18 protein-coding genes are annotated in these 20,358 nt (G+C 63.4%); 3 read left to right on the top strand and 15 right to left on the bottom strand.

All coding sequences use genetic code 11. The annotated features are described in order from the left end of the window. Positions 1-6: 6 nt before the first annotated feature. On the bottom strand, positions 7-1,581 hold the full coding sequence (locus tag QCE49_RS05745; protein ID WP_008349995.1) for an ABC transporter ATP-binding protein: 1,575 nt from the start codon (positions 1,579-1,581) through the stop codon (positions 7-9). A gap of 271 nt (positions 1,582-1,852) precedes the next feature. Here QCE49_RS05745 and QCE49_RS05740 point away from each other — a divergent pair, with 271 nt between their 5' ends. Continuing rightward, entirely contained in the window at positions 1,853-2,785 is a 933-nt protein-coding gene (locus tag QCE49_RS05740) for a LysR substrate-binding domain-containing protein (protein WP_008349998.1), read from the top strand. Between the two features lie 110 nt (positions 2,786-2,895). Here the strand turns inward: QCE49_RS05740 and QCE49_RS05735 are convergent, their stop codons facing one another. After that, positions 2,896-4,266, bottom strand: a complete 1,371-nt coding sequence (locus tag QCE49_RS05735) for an 8-oxoguanine deaminase (RefSeq protein ID WP_250456394.1) — start codon at positions 4,264-4,266, stop codon at positions 2,896-2,898. Between the two features lie 463 nt (positions 4,267-4,729). On the opposite strand from QCE49_RS05735, the gene uraH reads away from it, so the two are divergent. Together uraH and QCE49_RS05725 are read left to right on the top strand one after the other, a co-directional pair. Next, positions 4,730-5,083, top strand: coding sequence for a hydroxyisourate hydrolase (uraH, locus tag QCE49_RS05730; RefSeq protein ID WP_008350002.1), 354 nt, complete (start codon positions 4,730-4,732; stop codon positions 5,081-5,083). A 62-nt stretch (positions 5,084-5,145) separates the two neighbouring features. Beyond that, positions 5,146-6,339, top strand: a complete 1,194-nt coding sequence (locus QCE49_RS05725) for a urate hydroxylase PuuD (protein ID WP_309805788.1) — start codon at positions 5,146-5,148, stop codon at positions 6,337-6,339. A 65-nt stretch (positions 6,340-6,404) separates the two neighbouring features. Here the strand turns inward: QCE49_RS05725 and ltaE are convergent, their stop codons facing one another. From ltaE to QCE49_RS05660, 13 genes are all read right to left on the bottom strand, one after another. Further along, the gene (gene ltaE, locus QCE49_RS05720; protein ID WP_008350005.1) at positions 6,405-7,409 is read right to left on the bottom strand and encodes a low-specificity L-threonine aldolase; all 1,005 of its coding nucleotides are present in this window, start codon (positions 7,407-7,409) and stop codon (positions 6,405-6,407) included. 126 nt (positions 7,410-7,535) lie between these two features. Beyond that, positions 7,536-9,470 carry an alkyl/aryl-sulfatase gene (locus QCE49_RS05715; protein WP_250456396.1) on the bottom strand — a complete coding sequence of 645 codons (1,935 nt, stop codon included), beginning with the start codon at positions 9,468-9,470 and terminating at the stop codon, positions 7,536-7,538. Between the two features lie 18 nt (positions 9,471-9,488). Further along, positions 9,489-11,201 carry a GMC family oxidoreductase gene (locus tag QCE49_RS05710; protein ID WP_250456397.1) on the bottom strand — a complete coding sequence of 571 codons (1,713 nt, stop codon included), beginning with the start codon at positions 11,199-11,201 and terminating at the stop codon, positions 9,489-9,491. A 222-nt stretch (positions 11,202-11,423) separates the two neighbouring features. Further along, complete coding sequence (locus tag QCE49_RS05705) at positions 11,424-11,927, bottom strand: ureidoglycolate lyase (protein WP_033537260.1); 504 nt, start codon at positions 11,925-11,927, stop codon at positions 11,424-11,426. Further along, on the bottom strand, positions 11,927-12,937 hold the full coding sequence (gene alc / locus QCE49_RS05700) for an allantoicase (RefSeq protein WP_250456398.1): 1,011 nt from the start codon (positions 12,935-12,937) through the stop codon (positions 11,927-11,929). Before alc ends, QCE49_RS05705 begins: the two co-directional genes overlap by 1 nt. Positions 12,938-12,980: 43 nt before the next feature. Beyond that, positions 12,981-13,505, bottom strand: coding sequence for a 2-oxo-4-hydroxy-4-carboxy-5-ureidoimidazoline decarboxylase (uraD, locus tag QCE49_RS05695; RefSeq protein WP_008350016.1), 525 nt, complete (start codon positions 13,503-13,505; stop codon positions 12,981-12,983). Continuing rightward, positions 13,502-14,452: an allantoinase PuuE gene (puuE, locus tag QCE49_RS05690; protein ID WP_008350018.1), complete on the bottom strand. Its 951-nt coding sequence runs from the start codon at positions 14,450-14,452 to the stop codon at positions 13,502-13,504. The genes uraD and puuE overlap by 4 nt, the downstream gene beginning before the upstream one ends. A gap of 131 nt (positions 14,453-14,583) precedes the next feature. Continuing rightward, positions 14,584-15,321 (bottom strand): aspartate/glutamate racemase family protein, encoded by a 738-nt coding sequence (locus QCE49_RS05685; RefSeq protein ID WP_250456399.1) that lies wholly within the window; start codon positions 15,319-15,321, stop codon positions 14,584-14,586. Positions 15,322-15,372: 51 nt separating this feature from the next. Continuing rightward, on the bottom strand, positions 15,373-16,860 hold the full coding sequence (locus QCE49_RS05680) for an NCS1 family nucleobase:cation symporter-1 (protein WP_175979998.1): 1,488 nt from the start codon (positions 16,858-16,860) through the stop codon (positions 15,373-15,375). A gap of 364 nt (positions 16,861-17,224) precedes the next feature. Continuing rightward, the gene (locus tag QCE49_RS05675; protein WP_250456400.1) at positions 17,225-17,971 is read right to left on the bottom strand and encodes a GntR family transcriptional regulator; all 747 of its coding nucleotides are present in this window, start codon (positions 17,969-17,971) and stop codon (positions 17,225-17,227) included. Between the two features lie 296 nt (positions 17,972-18,267). Further along, complete coding sequence (gene ldcA / locus QCE49_RS05670) at positions 18,268-19,191, bottom strand: muramoyltetrapeptide carboxypeptidase (RefSeq protein ID WP_174447754.1); 924 nt, start codon at positions 19,189-19,191, stop codon at positions 18,268-18,270. Further along, positions 19,185-19,781, bottom strand: a complete 597-nt coding sequence (gene tadA / locus QCE49_RS05665) for a tRNA adenosine(34) deaminase TadA (RefSeq protein WP_409017153.1) — start codon at positions 19,779-19,781, stop codon at positions 19,185-19,187. The genes ldcA and tadA overlap by 7 nt, the downstream gene beginning before the upstream one ends. Then, a complete protein-coding gene (locus QCE49_RS05660) occupies positions 19,778-20,170 on the bottom strand; it encodes a DnaJ family domain-containing protein (RefSeq protein WP_033537251.1) in 393 nt (130 codons plus the stop codon). Before QCE49_RS05660 ends, tadA begins: the two co-directional genes overlap by 4 nt. Positions 20,171-20,358 lie beyond the last annotated feature (188 nt).

The raw sequence follows: 20,358 nt of genomic DNA, 5'->3' as shown, positions 1-20,358 counted from the left end.
GTTCTTTTAGTGCTTCTGAAGAGAGTCGGATTCGACGGCGGGCGCGGGCTTGCCTTCGAAGAGGCCGGCCATGAAGAGGCCGATCTCCTCCGCATTGGTTTCGCTCGTCTTGCGCACCGGCGAGAGCTTGCCGCGCGCGATGACGGCGAGCCGGTCGCAGATATCGAAGAGTTCTTCCAGTTCTTCCGAAATCACGAGAATCGCGACGCCGCGCGCGGACAGATCGAGCAGTTGCTGGCGGATGAAACCCGCCGCGCCGACATCGACGCCCCAAGTCGGCTGCGCGACCACGAGCACTTTCGGCTCCTGAAGAATCTCGCGTCCGACGATGAACTTCTGCAAGTTGCCGCCGGAGAGACTTTGCGCGAGCGCATCGCTGCCGCCGCAACGCACGTCGAACGACTTGATGCAGCGTTCCGCGAATGCCTTGACCGTGCCCGCCTTGATCCAGCCGCCGCGCACCATGTTCTCGCGATGCGCGGTCAGCAGGCCGTTATCGGCGAGCGACATCGCCGGGACCGCGCCGCGGCCGAGCCGCTCCTCCGGCACGAACGCGAAGCCGAGCCGCCGGCGGCCGCCCGCGGTGAGACGCGCGGCGGGCTTGCCGCAGATCGACACGGCATCGGCGGCGACGTGTTTATCGCGGATTTCGCCCGATAGCGCCGCGAGCAACTCCGCCTGTCCGTTCCCCGACACGCCCGCGATCCCGAAAATTTCGCCCGCGTGCACCCCGAACGAGACGTTGTCGAGCGACGTGCCGAACGGGTCCGGACTCGCGACCGACAGATTTTTCACCGCAAGGCGCACGTCGCCGGGATTGTGTTCGCGGCGCGTGTAGTCGGGCAGCGAATGGCCCACCATCAGTTGCGCGAGCGACGCATGCGTCTCCTTGCGCGGATCGACGTTGCCGGTCACGCGACCGCCGCGCATCACGGTGGCGTTTTCGCACAGCGACTGTATTTCGTCGAGCTTGTGACTGATGTAGAGAATGCTGCAGCCCTCGGACGCGAGGCGGCGCAGCACCTTGAAAAGCTTCTGCACGGCTTGCGGCGTAAGGACGGACGTCGGCTCGTCCATGATGAGCAGCCGCGGATTCTGCAGCAGGCATCGCACGATCTCGACGCGCTGCCGTTCGCCGACGGTCAGGCTGTGGACGTGGCGCTGCGGATCGACATCGAGGCCATAGTCCTTCGACACATCGCGGATGCGCTTGCCGAGCGCCTTCATGTCGAACTTTTCGTCGAGCGCGAGCGCGATGTTTTCGGCGACGGTCAGCGTCTCGAACAGCGAAAAGTGCTGAAAGACCATGCCGATGCCGAGCTTGCGCGCGGCGGCCGGGCTGCCGATCTCGACCGCCTCGCCCTGCCAGCGGATCTCGCCTTCATCCGGGCGCACCGCGCCGTAGATGATTTTCATCAGCGTGGATTTGCCCGCGCCGTTCTCGCCGAGCACGGCGTGGATTTCGCCCGGCATGACGACGAGATTCACGCCGTCGTTCGCCTTGACCGACGGATACTGCTTGCTGATACCGGACAACGCCAGGCGCGGTGGCGTCGTCGACGTGGAGATGGCGTCGCCCATTGAGATCCAGAGATGCGCCCGGCCACCGAGCAGGCCGGGCTGGAAAAAGTTACCGCTCGAGAGCGCAAGACAGCGTGATGTCGCACGAACTCATATCGCGGGCAGAATTTACAGAAATCGAGACGCTAAGTCGATAACTCAAAATTATGTGTTGCGCCCCGCAAACCCAGTCATCGCGGGTAACTCACATCTTGACGAATTTTTTGCAACATATTAAAAACGATATGTCGCACCCCTGCGTCGATCAGCCAGAACATATAGTGGAGATAACATGAGTCAGCAACGCGAGGCGATCGATACTTACTTATTGCGCGTCTTGCATACCCTCCTGATGGAACGCAGCGTGACGCGTGCGGCCGTCAAGCTCAATCAGTCGCAACCCGCCATCAGCGCTGCCTTGCGGCGCTTGCGCGACATCACCGGCGACCCGCTTCTCGTGCGCGGCAAGTCCGGCATGGTGCCGACCGAATATGGCCTGCGCCTGCTCGAACCGACGCAGAACGCGCTGCGTGAAATCGAGCGCATCAAGGTTCAGCAGCATAATTTCGACCCGTCCACTTCGGTGCGGTGCTATCGGATCGGCTGTCCGGATTATCTGAACGTGCTGTTCGTGCCGACTGTCGTCGAGCGCTTCAGGCAGGCCGCGCCCAACGCCACGCTCGAATTTCATTCGCTCGGTCCGGCGTTCGATTACGAACTCGCGCTGGAGGACGGCAAACTCGATATCGTCGTCGGCAACTGGCCGGAGCCGCCCGAGCAGTTGCATCTTTCGAATCTGTTCGTCGACAAGATCGTGTGTCTCGTCAGCAATACGCATCCTTTCGCGAAGCGCGGCGGGCTTACGCTCGATCAGTACCTGAACGCGCCGCATCTCGCGCCGACGCCCTATTCCGTCGGGCAGCGCGGCGCGATCGACGTGCATCTCGCGCGGGAACGGTTGAAGCGTCATGTCGTCGTTACGTTGCCGTACTTCAATCTCGCGCCTTACGTGTTGATCAAGTCGGATCTCGTGTTCACGACGACGCGGCTGTTCGCGGACCATTACGCGCGGTTCTTGCCGCTGGCAGTCGTGCCCGCGCCGCTCGATTTTCCGCCGATGCAGTATTACCAGTTGTGGCATGAGCGGTGTCATTATTCGGATGAAGTGCGATGGTTGCGGGGGCTCGTCGCCGAGGCGACGCGGTCGTTGATCGATCAGCCTTAACGCTTTCCTTGCTCGTTCGTGAAACCTGTGTTCGCGTCGGTCTATTCGCGTTGCCCCGGTGCGAAAAGACCGACGCGAACACAGGTTTCACGCAACGCCCCCAAGAAAGATCAAGAGCCCGAAGAAGCAGCCTGAACCAAGTCCCGCGCCAGACGATTGTGGCGCTCCACGACCGCGCCTAGATCCACCGTCGCAAGCACCCCATCCTTCACCACGATCTTCCCGTCGATAACACTGGTCGACACCTGCGACGGAGCACAGAACACCAACGCAGCGACAGGATCAGAAAGCCCCCCGGCAAACGCGACCTGCGAGAGGTCGAAGGACACGAAATCCGCCGCCATTCCCGGCGCAAGCGCCCCGATATCATCGCGATTGAGCACCCTCGCGCCCCCGAGCGTCGCAATTTCCAGCGCCTCACGCGCAGTCATCGCATCCGGCCCGAACCCAACGCGTTGCAAGAGCAAAGCCTGCCGCACTTCCGCGACCATCTGCGCGCCATCGTTCGACGCCGACCCATCCACGCCGATACCCACCGGCACGCCCGCATCGCGCATCGCGCGAATCGGCGCGATCCCGGACGCGAGCCGCATGTTCGAGCACGGGCAATGCGCGACACCCGTCCCTGTGCGCGCAAAAAGCTCGATGCCCGCCTTGTCGAGCTGCACGCAGTGCGCGTGCCACACGTCATGCCCGACCCAGCCGAGATCCTCCGCATATTCCGCCGGCGTCATGCCGAATTTCTCGCGGCTATACGCGACATCGTTCACGTTCTCGGCCAGATGCGTGTGCAGCGACACGCCGTATTCGCGCGCGAGCAGCGCCGCATCGCGCATCAATTCGCGGCTCACCGAAAACGGCGAACAAGGCGCGACCACCACGCGCAGCATCGCGTAACGGCCTTCGTCGTGATACGTCTCGATCAGGCGTTGCGAATCCTTCAGAATCGCATCCTCCTTTTCGACGACCGAATCGGGCGGCAAGCCGCCATCCTTTTGTCCGACGCTCATGCTCCCGCGCGCCGCGTGAAACCGCATGCCGATCTCGCGCGCCGCCGCGATGCTGTCGTCGAGCCGGCTGCCGTTCGGATAGATATACAAGTGATCGCTCGACGTCGTGCATCCGGACAGCAGCAGTTCGGCCATCGCGGTCTGGGTCGAGACATGGATCATTTCGGGCGTCAGATGCGCCCAGATCCTGTAGAGATTCGTGAGCCAGCCGAAAAGCTCGGCGTTCTGCGCGGCGGGAATCGCGCGCGTGAGGCTCTGATACATGTGATGGTGCGTGTTGACGAGGCCCGGAATCACGAGATGACCGCGCATGTCGAGTACGTCGTCGGCGGATTGCGGAAGTTCGCTCGTCGGCCCGACCTGCACGATGCGATTGCCCTCGATATACATGCCGCCATCGGCGATTTCGCGGCGCGCTTCGTCCATCGTGAGGAGCATGTGGGCGTTCTTGACCAGAAGACTGCGTGGCATAAGCTAACTCTCTCCAGAGACAGTTGGGAAACCAGTGAAAAGCCCCGGTTACCCAGCGTCTGCCGCCGTCTTCGGGACGCGGCAAATATCCATGGATATTGCGCGCACCGCTACTGTCCGCAGCCAAAAAATCGGACGCAATCAAGCGGCAGTCATAGTCATCTTCACGGCGGCAATATATTCCCGATTATTGGCGCGGGTAGCATCGGCAAAAAGCGATTCCGAGCGCGTGCGTCTTGCTTACGCGACGCTGTCATGCGTCAGGCATTATCTTTCCTATCGCGGCCGCACAGCGCGTCTCGAATTCCTACAATGCTGTACACGGCGCGCATCTGAAACGCCGACGGGTATGTAGCCACTGACGTGGAGCCTCGATCCGCCGCAGACGCACCTCGAGTAATCAGGTGCCGAATTTCGGATCGATGCGCAAAGCCGGATCTCGCACAACTCAAGGAAACTGCGAATGGGCAAGCTCACTACCCACGTCCTCGACACCGCGCACGGCCGCCCGGGCGCGAACCTCAAAGTCGAGCTGTTCGCGCTCAACGGCGACGCCCGCCGCGCGATCAAGACCATCCACACGAACGACGACGGCCGCGCCGATGCGCCGCTGCTCGAAGGCGCCGACTTCGAAACCGGCGAATACGAACTCGTGTTCCACGCAGGCGATTACTTCGCCGCGCTCGGCGTGAAAGTGCCCGAGCCGCGCTTCGTCGATCGCGTCGTGCTGCGCTTCGGCATCGCGGATGCTTCGTCGCACTATCACGTTCCGCTGCTCGTGTCGCCGTGGGCGTACAGCACCTATCGCGGAAGCTGAGCGGCAGCCAAAACATCGCTTGAACCCCACAAGCACATAACGAATCGGTAGTGGAGGAGTACATGGAAGGCTTTGTCACCGACTGGCTCAATCTCGTATTGCGCTGTCTGCACGTCATCGTCGCGATCGCGTGGATCGGCGAATCGTTCTATTTCGTCGCGCTGGACAACAGTTTGAAACCGCCAACCGACCCGAACGCGCGCCGACGCGGCGTGTTCGGCGATTTCTGGCACGTTCACGGCGGCGGTTTCTATCACATGCAGAAGTATTCCGTCGCGCCGCAGGACATGCCGGAAAACCTGCACTGGTCGTTCTGGCCGTCGTACACGACGTGGATGTCGGGCTTCGGCCTCTTCTTCGTGCTGTATCTGATGGCGCCGAGCACGTATCTCATCGACAAGAGCGTGCTCGACATGGGTCGGGTGGTCGCCGTATCGACCGCGCTCGGCTTTCTGATAGCCGGCTGGATCGTGTACGACACGCTGTGCCGCGTGCTCGGCACCAACGACAAGCTGCTCGGCATCTGCGTCGGCATCTATGTGCTGATCGCTGCGTTCATCGCGTGCCATGTGTTCGCGGGCCGCGCGGCGTATCTGATCACCGGCGCGATGATCGCGACGATCATGTCGGCGAACGTGTTCTTCGTCATCATTCCGGGCCAGCGCAAGATGGTCGCCGCGATGCTCAAGGGCGAAACGCCGAACGCGATCTACGGCAAGCGCGGTAAGCAGCGCTCCGTGCACAACACGTACTTCACGTTGCCGGTGGTGTTCGCGATGCTGTCGAACCACTACGCGATGACCTACACGCACAAGTACAACTGGCTGATCCTCGTGCTCATCATGCTGGCGGGGGCGCTGATTCGCCAGTTCTTCGTGATGCGCCATCGCGGCCAGGTGCTGTGGTACATGCCGGTCGCGGGTCTCGTGCTGGTGCTCGGCGCGTTCGCGTGGACGATGCCCGCACCTTCGGTGCCCGTCGCCCAGGCCGCAGGCGCGCCGACGATCAAGGTCTCCGACATTCAGCCGATCATCCAGCAGCGTTGCGCGACGTGCCACTCCGCGCATCCGACGATGATGGGCAGCGCACCCGCCGGCGTCCTGCTCGATACGCCCGCGGAAATCAAGCAGAATGCGCAGCGCGTGCATCAGCAGGCCGTGACGCTGAAGGCGATGCCGCTCGGCAACGTCACGCAAATGACGGATGCGGAGCGTCAGAAGGTGGCGGCGTGGTTTGCAGGCGGCGCTGTCGAATAAGCTTGCCGCTGCGCGCAATGAAATGCCCCGCTTCGTTCGGAAGCGGGGCATTTTTCATTCGACCTTCAACGTGCGAAGTAATCCTTCACCGCGCGAACGACCGTGTCGATATCGGCGCGCGACACATCGCGATGCGTGACGAAGCGCGACGCATAGAGCATCTGCGTGAGGATGCCGCGCTCCTTCAGAAAGGCTTCGAGCCGCGCGCAATGCGCCTCGGGAATCTGCGCGAAAACCATGTTCGTCGCGTGCGACTGAATCTTGATGCCATCGATCTGTGCGAGGCCGGCGGCGAGATGCGCGGCGTTGTCGTGGTCTTGCGCGAGGCCATCGACGTGATGATCGAGCGCATACAGACACGCCGCCGCCAGCACGCCCGACTGGCGCATGCCGCCGCCGAGCACCTTGCGCCAGCGGCTCGCGACATCGATCAATGCCTTCGATCCGACCAGCACCGAACCGACCGGCGCGCCCAGCCCCTTCGAGAAGCAGACGGAAACCGAGTCGAACGGCGCGCACAGTTCGCCGACTGGTTTGTCCGATGCCACCGCCGCATTGAATACGCGCGCGCCGTCGAGATGCGTCGACAGACCGCGACTGCGCGCGAGTTGCGTCGCCTCCGCGACATAAGACGCCGGCAGCACCTTCCCGCCGATGGTGTTTTCGAGCGCGAGCAGACGCGTGCGCGCGAAGTGATTGTCGATCGGCTTGATCGCCGCCGCGATCTTGTCGAGCGGCAAGGCGCCGTCGGGCGCGTTTTCGATCGGCTGCGGCTGGATGCTGCCGAGCACCGCCGCGCCGCCGCCTTCGTACTTGTACGTGTGCGCCTGCTGGCCGACGATGTATTCGTCGCCGCGCGCGCAATGCGCCATCAACGCCGCGAGGTTGCTCTGCGTGCCGCTCGGAAAGAACAGGCCCGCTTCCTTGCCCGTGCGCTCCGCGAGCCTGCCTTGCAATTCGATGACGGTCGGGTCGTCGCCCCAGACATCGTCGCCGACTTTGGCCGCGGTCATCGCGGCGAGCATCGGCTGACTGGGACGGGTGACGGTGTCGCTGCGAAGATCGATCATGCGTGGTTCCTTGTTTCAGGCTCGTCTGGGCCGACTATCTTAGCCGTTCGATAAAGAGCGCGCCCCGAAACGCGAAAGGCCGGCGCGCCCGCACCGGCCTTTCGATACGCGATAACGACGCGCCGCTTACGGTTCCACGACGTTGAAGTCGTTGTCGACCTGTTCGAGCGCGCCGAGCAGCGACTTGAACGCGTCGAGATCGCCCGTGACGCGGATCTGACCTTCGCGCAGTGCGCCCGCGAAGCCGGTTTCGCCGCAGAGGATCAGATTCAGCGTCTCGCGCGTCATGTCGATCTGCGCGTGCGGCGGCAACGCACACGGCAGCGCGGACCACGTCAGCGCGCCGTGCTGCAGATTCACGGAGAAGCGCTTGTCGACATCGCTGAAACGCCAGTCGAAGCGCGCAGTCAGATTCTGTGCCTTCAGCCCGTCGATACGCACCGCCAGATAGTCGAAGAACATGTCTTCGGTGATCGCGCACACCATGTCGCGGCTGCGGCTCGCGAACTGCGTCGCCGCGCGATGCCCTTCCCGCAACTCGCGCGCACCCAGAAGGAACGCATTGCGCCACGTCGCCGATTCGGCCTGATAGCCCATCTGCTCCAGCGCCGCCGCGCCCAGTGCGCGCGCTTCGAGCAACTGCGGCTGCGCGAACACGAGATGATTCATCACCTGAGCGACCCAGCGATATTCGCCCTTGCCGAAATCCCGGCGCGCGCGTTCGAGCACGGCATCCGCGCCGCCCATGTACTCGACGTAGCGCGGCGCCGCCAGTTCCGGCGGCAGCGCGTGCAGATTCGACGGATTGCCGTCGTACCAGCTCAGATACTGCTGATAGATCGCTTTCACGTTGTGCGACACCGTGCCGTAATAGCCGCGCGCGTGCCACAGCGCGTGAAGCGAATCGGGAAGGCGCATGACCTCGGCGATCTCGGCCGCGTTCATGCCGCGATTCATCATGCGTACGGTCTGATCGTGCAGATACTTGTATAGATCGCGCTGTGCTTCGAGATATCCGGCGATACGCTCGCGGCCCCAAGTCGGCCAGTTGTGCTGCGCGAACACGACATCCGCGTGGCGTCCGAAGCGCTCCAGCGACTCGCCCAGATAGCGCGCCCAGCGTTGCGCATTGCGCACGTTCGCGCCGCGCAGCGGACACAGATTGTGCAGCGAGCGCGTGCCGTTCTCCGCGAGATTGAGCGCGCGCTCCTGCGGGAAGTAAAAATGCATTTCGGCGGGCGCTTCGCTTTCCGGCGTCAGCTGGAAAACGATCTCGACGCCGTCGATGACATGCGTCTCCAGCGGCTCCCGAATGAGCTGCGTCGGCGGAATCAGCGTGATCGTGCCGCGCGGCATGGTCTTGCCCATGCCGGCATCGATCTGGCAGCACGCGTTGCGCGCGAGCGTGTGGCCGAACTGGAACTGCGCGCGGCGCGCCATCGCCGGGCCGGCCATCACGTTTTCCGACACCGCCTCTTCCATGAACCCGGCCGGCGCGATGATCGCCGTGCGCCCGGCCTGCACATCCGCGTCATTCGTGACGCCGCGCACGCCGCCGAAATGATCCGCGTGGCTATGGCTGTAGATGACGGCCACGACCGGACGCTTCGGCCGATGCGCGCAATAGAGCGCGAGCGCGGCCTCGGCGGTTTCCTTGCATGTCAGCGGATCGATGACGATGAGCCCGCTGTCGCCCTCGATGAACGTGACGTTCGAGACGTCGAAACCCCGCACCTGATAGATGCGCTCCGTCACCTTGAAAAGGCCGTGCAGCGAATTGATGCGGGCGTGACGCCACAGCGACGGATGCGCGGTGTCGGGCGCCTCGGGCTCGTTCAGAAACGCGTAGTCCGCGAGGCTCCAGACGAGCTGGCCATATGCGCCGCGCACCTCGGCGTCCGGCACCGTGCCGATGAATCCGCGCCGCGCGTCCGCTTCCTCGTCGGGATCGTCGGGAGGCAGTTCGTGCAGCGCGCGCTCGTGCTCCGCGCGCGTCGCCGCGGTCGCCGGCAGCGACGGCGGATAAGGTTTCGGCAGCGCCTGTGTGTCACCGTTTTGCATGCGATGTTCCCTGCTGAATTAGATTGCCTCGACGCGCGTCTCGGTGGAGACGGCGGCACGAATGAGATCCGCGGCCTTCTCCGCGATCATGATGGTCGGCGCGTTCGTGTTGCCGCCGATGATCGTCGGCATGACCGAGGCGTCGGCCACGCGCAGACCATCGATGCCGCGCACGCGCAGGTCGGGGTCGACGACCGCGAGTTCATCGACGCCCATCTTGCATGTCCCGACCGGATGAAAGAGCGTGTCCGCATGCTCGCGGATGTAAGCGCGAATGGCGCGCTCATCGCCCTCGCCGGGGCCGAAATCGTCGGTCATGAGCTCGCGCCCGCCCGCTTGCGCAAGCGCGGGCTGCGAGAAAATCCGGCGAATGAGCCGCACGCCGGTCACGAGGTTGTCCATGTCGGATTCCACGCTCAGATAGCGCGGATCGATGAGCGGCGCATCGCGCATGTCGCACGACTTGAGGCGAAGCACGCCACGGCTTTTCGGGCGCAGGTTGGTCGCGTGACAGCTGTATCCCGGCGGCGCTTTCCTGCCCGCGCCGTCGCCACGGCTGCCCACGAGCGCGAGAATGAACGCGAACTGCAGATCGGGTTCCGCGAGCCCTTCGCGGCTGCGCGTGAAGCCGCCCGCCTCGATGATGTTCGATGCGAACATGCCTGTGCGGTCGCGCCTGTAGCGCATCAGCTCCGGAATCATGCGCGCGATGTTGCGCCACGAGTAGCCGTAGAGATCGGCGGTCGGCACGGCCTTCTTGATCGTGATGTCGATGTGATCCTGCAGGTTCTCGCCGACGCCCGGCAGATCGTGCACGACATCGATACCCATCTCGCGCAGATGCGCGGCCGGGCCGATTCCCGATGCCAGAAGCAGTTGCGGCGAATTGAACGCGCCCGCGCACACGATGACCTCGCGACGCGCACGCAGGCTGCGCTCGACGCCATCGCGCACGACGCGCACGCCGGTCGCCCGCTTGCCGTCGAACTCGATGCGCAGCGCGATCGTGCCGGTCATCACCGAGAGCGAGTCGCGGCCGCCGCAGAGCGATGCATCGGCTGCGTCGCCGCGATGCAGATACGCGCGCGCGGTGTTCCAGCGCTCGCCGTTGTACTGCGTGACCTGATATAGCCCGACGCCTTCCTGATGCTGCCCGTTGAAATCGTGATTGAGCCGCATGCCCGCCTGCAACGCGGCGTCGATGAAGCGCTGACTGAACGGATTGAGCGTGCGCTGATCGCAGACGTGCAGCGGGCCTTGCGCGCCGTGGAAGGCGTCGTCGAGACCATTGCGGATCCGGCCGTTCGACTCGGCCTTGCGGAAGTACGGAAGGACTTCTTCGTAGCTCCAGCCGCGGCATCCGAGTTGCGCCCATCGATCGTAATCGTTGCGATGACCGCGGACATACAGCATGCCGTTGATCGACGAGCTGCCGCCGAGTCCGCGGCCGCGCGGCTGAAACGACACCCGGTTGTTCAGCGACGGTTGCGGCAGCGTGTGATAACCGTAGTTGCGCACATTTTCCTTCACCGCCAGCTTCGCCACGCCGACGGGCGCCCACACCGTGTAGTGATGATCGTCCGGGCCGGTCTCCAGCAATGCGACCGTGACCCCTTGCTGGTCGGCAAGGCGGCTCGCGACCGCGCATCCCGCCGATCCTGCCCCGACCACTATGTAGTCATACTGATCGTTACCGCTTACGCTCGCGCGCCTCCTGGCCGAATCGCTCATGCTGTCTCCGTATTTATTAGTGCGGCACCGGACGGTCCCGAGGCGGACGCTGGCCGGATGCAAGCCGTCCGTCAAGGGTAAGGGGCGGGTCTGTCCCGTTCAACGGAGATTTCGGGTGGGAAGGCGGCGATATCGGGTGGTGTGGGCGGCGCTGTGACGAAAAAAAAGACCGGAGGTGCGTTCCGGTCTTTCGTCACTGCGCGGGTGCTGCTTTCGATGCGCCTATCGCAGCGCGTCTTCGGTCAGCCAGAGCGATTCCTTCAGATCCTGCTCGTTGAGGTTGTGCCCTTCGCCGCCGCCGCGATCGACGACGATGTAATCGCTCACCTTCCCCAGCGCGAGCAGCGGGTGATGCCACACGCCTTTCGCATAGTTCACACCCTGCCAGCCGCGCGTGACGAAGGCGCGGATCTTCGATTCGTCGAGATCGCCCGCGGGCGCGACGACGACGAGATACGGCCGGTCATCGAGCGGAATGAACGCCTGGCTGCCGAGCGGATGACGCTCCATCATCTTGCATTCGAACGGCAGCGTGCGCGGCTGGCCGCGAAACAGATTGACGATCGCGTGGCCGCCGCCGTCCGTCACGTCGACGTTGCACAGATCGTGGAAGCGGATCGTGGTGCCGAGGTTGATTGGAATCTGCTTGGCGCCATCGAGTTCGATGACATCGCCATAAGGCTTGAACGCTGCGCGCGTCAACGGTTCGATAGCGAGTTTCTTCATCATGCAAGGGTTCCGAGGAGACGAAGACGCGACACGCCGCCGTCAGGATAAATATTGAAGCGCACGTGCGTCACCGGGCCGAGCGCGGCGAGTTCGGACTCGAAAAAATGCTGCTTGTCCATCTGCAGTTTCTGTTCGCCGAGCAGCATCGGCCAGAACATCGCCTGCGTGACGAGCGAGCTGTCCGTGCCGCCCTTCACGTATGCCGCCTGAAGCGAGCAGCGGTCGGGGAAATTGCCCTTGAAGTGCGCGGTATCCACTTCGACCTTCTTGATGACGCCCGGCTGCGCCAGCGCGACGATACACCAGTCGTTGCCCGGCTCGCGACGCCGGCGCGTTTCCCAGCCGTCTCCCATGTTCACGCCGCGGCCCGGCATCAGCAAGGTCGATGCGAGACCGAAGTGCTGATTGTTCGTGCCGACCATGTACGCGCCGTTTTCCATCGCGGCGAGATCGACGAGCGCATGCTTGTCCGCGTTGCTCCAGTCGAGTTGCGGCTGGCCATAGACCCGCAGACGCGCGATGCCGCCATCCGGATAGATGTTCACGCGCAGATGCGTGAACGGCTGCTGGACCTCGACTTCGAGATAGTGATGGCTGTTGCCCTGCAGCGTCGTCGACGGGACGATCTCCGTCCATTGCGTCGACTGATTCGGTGCGCCGTCGGCGACATGCGCCCCTTCGATCGACGCCGCCGGCGGGAAGTTGCCGGTGAAGTGGCTCGTGTCGACATCGATGCCCTTGATGACGCCCGGACGCGCGAGCTTGACGATGCACCAGTCATAGCCCGTCGTGCGCTTGCGGCGCGTTTCCCAGCCGTCCATCCACTTGCCGTGATCGTCGTACTTGCCGGGAATGAACACCGCCGGCTCGGGATTCAGCATGCGTTCCTTCGGCGCGAAGAAATCGTCGCTCGCCTCGAGTGCCTGCGCGCCCAGACGCGGGTCCGCCAGGTTCACATAGCGGCGCGTGAAGTCGGGCGCATTGGGATCGAGTGTCGGGATTGCCATTTGTTTCTGTCCTTCTTTTCGTTCGTTTACGGTTGTTTGCGGATTACGCCGCTTGAATCAGGTCGTTCAACCTGAAGCCCGCGATCCGGTAAATCTGGTCGAGACTCGTGCGCAATTCTTCGGCGCGGTCGTGATTCACGCGCGCTTCGAAGTTCGCGATGATGCCGTGACGGTCATAGCCGCGCACCGCGAGAATGAACGGAAACCCGAATTTCTCGCGATACTGCGCGTTCAGCGACTGAAGCCTGTCGAACTCTTCCTGCGTGCACAGATTCAGGCCCGCGCCGCTTTGTTCGCGCGTCGATTCGGCGGTCAGCTCGCCGCGCACCGCCGCTTTGCCCGCGAGCTCCGGGTGCGCGTTGATGAGCGCGAGCTGCCTGTCTTCGCCGGCCTCTTCGACGATCTGCGACATCGCGCGATGCAGCGCGTCGATGTCCTTGAACGGGCGCTGTTGCGCCGCTCTTTCCGGCACCCACGGCGAGTGCTCGAAAATGCCCGCGAGCACCGTCACGAACGTGTCGGCGGGCATGGTGTTGAGTTGGTCGAGTGTGTAGTGCATCGCCTTCATGCCGCCGTCCCGTTGTTAGCTTTTTCGAAAGGATGTTGCTCGCGCCAGTGACGCGCGATGTCGACACGCCGCGTAACCCACACGCGATCATGCTTCTCGATGTGATCGAGGAATTTCTGCAGGCCACGAAAGCGCCCCGGCCGGCCGAGCAAGCGGCAGTGCATGCCGATGGACAGCATCTTCGGCGCTTCGTCGCCTTCTTCGTAGAGCACGTCGAACGCGTCTTTCAGGTACGTGAAGAAGTGATCGCCCGTGTTGAAGCCTTGCGGCGTCGCGAAGCGCATGTCGTTGGTGTCGAGCGTGTACGGCACGATCAGATGCGGCTTCTTCTCGCCGCCCGTCACTTCGACTTCGGTCCAGAACGGCAGGTCGTCGCCGTAGTAGTCCGAGTCGTAGAGGAAACCGCCGTATTCCGCGACCAGCCGATGCGTATTCGGGCTATCGCGCCCGGTATACCAGCCGAGCGGCCGCACGCCCGTCACGCGCTCGATCGCTTCCATGCCGAGGCGCATGTGTTCGGCTTCCTTCTCCGGCGACATGTCCTGATAGTGAATCCACCGATAGCCGTGACACGCGATTTCATGCCCCAGTTCGACGAACGCCTTCGCCACTTCGGGATGCCGCTCAATCGCCATGCCGACGCCGAAGATCGTCAGCGGCATGCCGCGCTTCTCGAACTCGCGCAGGATGCGCCACACGCCCGCGCGCGAACCGTATTCGTAGATCGACTCCATGCTCATGTGACGCGACGGATACGCCGCCGCGCCCACGATCTCCGACAGGAACTGCTCGGAGCCCGGATCGCCGTGCAGCACGCAATTCTCGCCGCCTTCTTCGTAATTGAGCACGAATTGCACGGCGACGCGCGCCCGTCCCGGCCAGTTCGCCTGCACCGGGTGGCGGCCGTAGCCGATCAAATCGCGTGGGTAGTTCGGATCGAGTGACATGGCTGGCGTTCTGCTCAAGCGTTGAAAAAACGGGATTGTCGACGATTCAGTGTAGCTAAAAGACCCGGACGCGCCCATACATCAGGGCGCATAATCCGGGTCACGTCATCGGTATGTGTCCGGCGAAAAGGCTATCGGCGCGGGCTGAAATCCGACAGCACGCCGTCGTACCGTTTCGCGAGCGGGCGCGCGTAGTCGCCGCGTTTCGCCGTGTGCAGCTTCAGCGCGATGAGCGCCTCCGCCCATTTCACCGCGGCCGTCACGCCCTCAACCACCGGCGCGCCGATCGCGTCCTCCACTTCGCGGCAGAACTCCGCCATGCCCGCGCAGCCGAGCACGATGGCGTCCGAGCCGTCTTCGTCGAGCGCGCGCCGGCATTCGTCGATGATCGTCCGACGCGCCGGCGACCCCGGCACATCCAGTTCGAGCACGGGGACGTCTGTCGCGCGGACGTTTTTGCAGAAGCGCTCCATGCCGTAGCGCTCCGCCAGATGCCAAGCCATGCCGACGGTACGCTGCAACGTCGTGACGACGGAAAATCCCGGCGCGATGACGCTCGCGGCATGCATCGCCGCCTCCGCGATGCCGATCACCGGGCCGCGCGCCAGTTCGCGTGCGGCGTAAAGGGCCGGATCGCCGAAGCACGCGATCACATAGCCGTCGAAGCCCTGCTTTTCGCCCGCTTCCACTTCGGCGAGCAGACCGAGCGACGCGACCGCCTCGTCGTAATAGTCTTCGATGGACGGCGGGCCCATCGTCGGGCTGACGGCGACGATCTCCGTGCCGGGCGCGGCGACCTCGCGGGCGCAGCGGCCCATCGAGTCGGTCATGCGCTGCGTCGTGTTGGGGTTGATCAGTTTGATGCGCATTGCTGTCTCCACACTGCCTTTGAAAAATTCTCTCAGGTTCCAGCTATCGTTTTAGACTCCGCGCTTGCGATCCGCGAGGAAGTAATAGAACACCGCGCCGAGTCCCGCACCGATGAACCACGAGAAGTTCGCAGCGGCTTCGAGCGCCGGCACCATCACGCAGAGCGTCGCGAGCACGGCGGCCGGCACGAGCGCCATCACCGCGCGGCGGTTCACGCCCTTCGTGTACCAGTACTTGCCCTGTTCCGACACCGTGTAGAGATCGTCGACCACCAGCTTGCCGCGTTTCACGAGATAGAAGTCGAGGATCAGCACGCCATACAGCGGTCCGATGAAGCTGCCGAGAATATCCAGCGTGTAGTGGATCACGGCCGGGTTGTTGAACAGGTTCCACGGCGTGATGAAGATCGACGCGACCGCCGCCATCATGCCGCCCATGCGCCAGCTGATGAGCTTCGGCGCGACGTTCGAGAAGTCGAAGGCCGGCGACACGAAGTTCGCGACGATGTTGATGCCGATGGTCGCGATCGTGAAGGTCAGCGCGCCGAGAATCACAGCAGACGGATGGTCGATGCGGCCGACGGTTTCCACCGGATCCGTGATGAGCTGGCCGAAGACCGGCAGCGTCGCCGCAGTCGTGATGACGGTCACGACCGAGAACGCCAGGAAGTTGACCGGCAGGCCCCAGAAATTGCCGCGCTTCACGCTGCGAAAGCTCTTGCCGTAGCGCGAGAAGTCGCCGAAGTTGAGCATCGGGCCGGAGAAGTACGAAACGACGAGCGCGATCGCGGTGATCATCACGGGAATCACTTCCGTGCCGTGATACTTCACCCCGCCGAGGTTCAGGCCGATATTGTCGATGCCCGCGCGCCACACCATATAGCCGGCGAGAATGAACATCACGACGTAGACGGCGGGACCGGCGAAGTCGATGAACTTCTTGATCATCTCCATGCCGCGCCAGAACACGACGGCCTGCAGCACCCAAAGCAGCATGAAGCCCGCCCAGCCGAGCGCCGAAAGCCCGACGAAGCCGTACTTGTGGACGTCGGCATAAGGCATCAGCGACGGCACGAACTTCAGCACGACGATGACGAGCGCGCTCGACGCCAGATATGTCTGAATGCCGTACCACGCCACCGCAATGAGCCCGCGGATCACGGCCGGAATGTTCGCGCCGAGCACGCCGAACGTGGCGCGGCACGCGACGGGATACGGCACGCCCGCCACCTGGCTCGGTTTGGCGATCAGATTGCACAGCACGTTCACGAGCCCAATGCCGATCAGCAGCGATACCAGCACCTGCCAGCTCGTCAGGCCGAGCGCGAAGAGACTTCCGGCGAACACATAACCGCCGACGCTGTGCACGTCCGACATCCAGAACGCGAAGATGTTGTACGCGCCCCAGGTCTGATTCTTGAGCGGGGCGAGGTCCTCGTTGTAAAGCCGGTCGCTGTAACCGGCGGGCAGATGTTGCTCTTCATACTCGTTGTCGAGCGGCGGCAGGGTTGAGCTGCCGGATGCACTGAACTGGGCCATGACGTCTCCTTCATTGGCTGCTTGCGTGATGAGAAAACTGCAAATGCTCGGGGTTCAAGCTTCGATCGGATGCCTTCGCTGACGTGTCGGATGTCTCCATCCCGCGCGGCATTCTTCGGATTTGCGTTTTCGCCTTCGGGCATGAGGCCGAGAGCGCGCGAGGCATCGGCCCGGCACGCCCGCCCTGCGGCGGCTTTCATTTCACGCTCACACGAGCGTCCTGTTCGGTGCGATACACGCTACGGATTTTCAAAGCGTGCGACTCTCCACGCGCCTTCGCGCGAAGCGCGAGGCACGGTCTCCAGTTATTTAGTCCTGCTTGATTCAGCCGATGGCAGATAGTCCGATCTGCCGTCTGTCTGCCTTACATATCGAGCGCTCGTTCGCGCTCGGCGGGCTTTATGAACACTTCCTTCAGATCGACCGCGCCGCGTGCCGGCCGCTCCAGCATCTTCAGTTCGACGTCGCGCAGATGTTGCGCCATCAACACGCCGGCTTTCGCTGCATCGCCTGCATCGAGCGCGGCGAGAATCGCTTCGTGATCTTCGAACGAACACGAACTCTTGCCGAGCGATTCATACAGCGCCGAGATCAGCGTCGAACGCGCGACGAGTCCCGACAGGCATTCGCACAGCACCGTGTTGCCGGTAAGCGCCGCGAGTTCGGTGTGAAACTCGCCGGAGAGCCGGATCCACGACGAAAAATCGTGGCTTTCAAAAGCGCGGCGCTCTTTTCCGATCGTCGCGCTGATCGACTTCAGCCGACGCACGCCGTGCCCTTGCGCAATTCGGTCCACCACGGCCAATTCGATGATGCGGCGCATTTCGAACACTTCATGCACTTCCTGCAACGACGGACTCGCGACGAACGCCCCGCGATTCGGCTCCAGATCGACGAGCCGTTCGTTCGACAGTTGCGCGAGCGCCTGGCGGACGGTGCCGCGCTTCACGGCGAACACCTCGCATAACTGCGCTTCGGTCAGCTTCGCGCCCGGCGCCAGCCGATGCTCGAGGATCGCGGCGCGGATGTTCTCGGCGATCGACTCGGCGTTCGCCCCGTTGGGAGCGGAATCTGCAGCGTTCGGTGCAGCACTACGCTTGGTGTCGGACATGATGTGCTCGCTTGCATGTTAAGCATCTTAGAATCGACATAAAGATTGTCAACAATTCATTTTTAGAATTATCGGTTACCGCGCGTTTTTCGAGTACCGCGTTTTGCTGAGGCCCAATATCGGCGGGCATCGCAGCAGATTCCACAAGTTTTTGTCAGCATTGTCGCCTCTTTTTTGTCGACAATTCTAGCGCCGACGTGGTGCACGCAGTTGTCGCGGACGGTGCATGAACCGACAGTTAGTTGCAGGGCCGAGCTAAAAATAAGGCGCTCGCTTGAGCGCCTTGCCACGCGGACTCAAGCCAGATGCGGGTAATCGGAAAGTTTCAGCGTGAAGCCCCGCTCGCTCGCGATAAGGTGCGCCGCCGCACCGAAAGGCAGCGTCAGCAGATTTTCGACGTGTCCGAACTGCAATCCTGTCACCACCGGAATGCCCGTCACCGACCTCACCTGCTCGATCATCGCGTCGAGCGAATAGCCGTTGTCGTAGTCCGACAGACGGCCGCCGGAGAACTCCCCCATCACGATCGCCTGCTGCCGACCGAGCACGCCCGCCTGATACAGCTGATAAATCATCCGCTCGATGCGAAACGGATGCTCGTTGACATCCTCGATGTACAGGATTCCGCCCTCGACCGGCGGCAGATACGGCGTGCCGACGAGCGACGCCAGAATCGCGAGATTGCCGCCCCACAGCATGCCGGTCGCGTCGACGGTCTGTTGCTGCGGCGTATGGCTCGTGATGGTGAAACTCGGTCGCGAGATCGCGTTCCAGAAGTGCTGCATCGTGAACGAACTGACCTGCTCGGCGCCGAAATCGCCCGCGAACATCGGTCCGCCGAAGCTTTTCACACCGGCGTGCGCGAACAGCGCGCACTGAATCGCGGTGAAATCGCTGTGGCCGACGATCGCCACCGGCTGATCCGCGAGCCTGCGCAGCCCGGTGTAGTCGAGGCCGTGCAGGATGCGCGACGCGCCGTATCCGCCCCGCACCGCAAGTACGATGTCAGGTAACGGACGCGATGCATCCGCAAGACGATTGAGATCGGCGGCGCGTTCCGCATCGGTGCCGCCGAAGCGCTGGAAGCGTCGGCGCGTCGCGTCGACGTTTTCGAGCCGATGCCCTTCCCTGCGCAACCGTCCGATGCCGCGCTCGACGGCCGCCGGATCGTGTGGATAGCCAGAGGGCGCAACGAGGTCGATGGTGCGTGATTTCACGATGTTGTTAGTCGATCAGATGAATCGGCGGCGGGTTGCCCGGCTTCGCGCGCGCGGCGCGCATCGCGTTCGTCGCGCGCGAGGCGGCGGCGCTCGGCGAAAAAATTCTTGAGCGCATGCCCGCATTCATCCGCGAGCACGCCGCCCGTCACGGTGGTGTGGTGATTGAGCTGCGCATTCGCGAACATGTCGACGACACTGCCGCACGCGCCCGTTTTCGGGTCCGTGGCGCCGTAGACGACGCGCGAGATGCGCGCGTGCATGATCGCGCCCGCGCACATCAGGCAAGGTTCGAGCGTCACGTAGAGCTCGCAGCCCGGCAAGCGGTAGTTCTGGAGCGATTGGGCGGCGGCGCGCAGCGCGGCCATCTCGGCATGCGCGGACGGATCGTGTCCGCGAATCGGATGATTGAAGCCGGTGGCGATGACTTCGTCGCCGAGCACGATGACCGCGCCGACGGGCACTTCGCCCGCGCGACGGGCTTCGTCGGCGGCGCGTTGCGCGAGCGCCATGAAGCGGCGATCGCGTTCGCTGGAAGGATCGGCGATTTGAGCGCTGGGCGCGGGATCGGCCGCATCCGGCAGGCCGGTCACTTGACGTCCACCGCCACGCGCGACTGCGCGCGCTCGGACAAACGCTCCGCGATGCGCCGGCGATATTCATGCGGCACGCAGCCGCCGCCGCGCAGCGACTCGAGCGCCATGTCGAGCGCGAGCATCTTGGCTTGCAGCTGGCAACGGGCCGCGGGGTCCGTCACCTTGTCGAACTCTTCCTGAAGCCCGCGCAGCGCGCGAAGCTGTTCGACTGCCGGCGGGACGAAGCCCGCATTCTTGAGGATTCGATTGGCGACGCGCACTTCCTCGGGCACGAGGGTGTCGTCGTCGAAGTGAAGCGGTGCGCCCGCGCCCGGCAGGTTGTTGAACTCGCCACGCGCAGCGGCTTCGTTGATCCGCTGTTCGACCAAAGCATCTAGCAATTTCATCGGGGATTACGACCGGTTTTCACCCGCGAACGGGCGCGGTCTGTCACGATTTCCGTTGGTTAGCTCGAAGTCGGAAGGCAGCCGGAAAACCACGCTCGCGCGTTGTTCGGCACGTCTCGACAATCCAGCGCACATTCTATCAGCGGCGGCGGCACCGGTTTCGTCGAAGACAAGCCGGCCCGCCGCGC

The organism is Caballeronia sp. LZ008 (assembly GCF_031451435.1).
GTDB classification, from domain to species: domain Bacteria; phylum Pseudomonadota; class Gammaproteobacteria; order Burkholderiales; family Burkholderiaceae; genus Caballeronia; species Caballeronia zhejiangensis.
The sequence above is the reverse complement of the archived record's forward strand: the minus strand, read 5'-3'. Positions and strand labels throughout refer to the sequence as shown.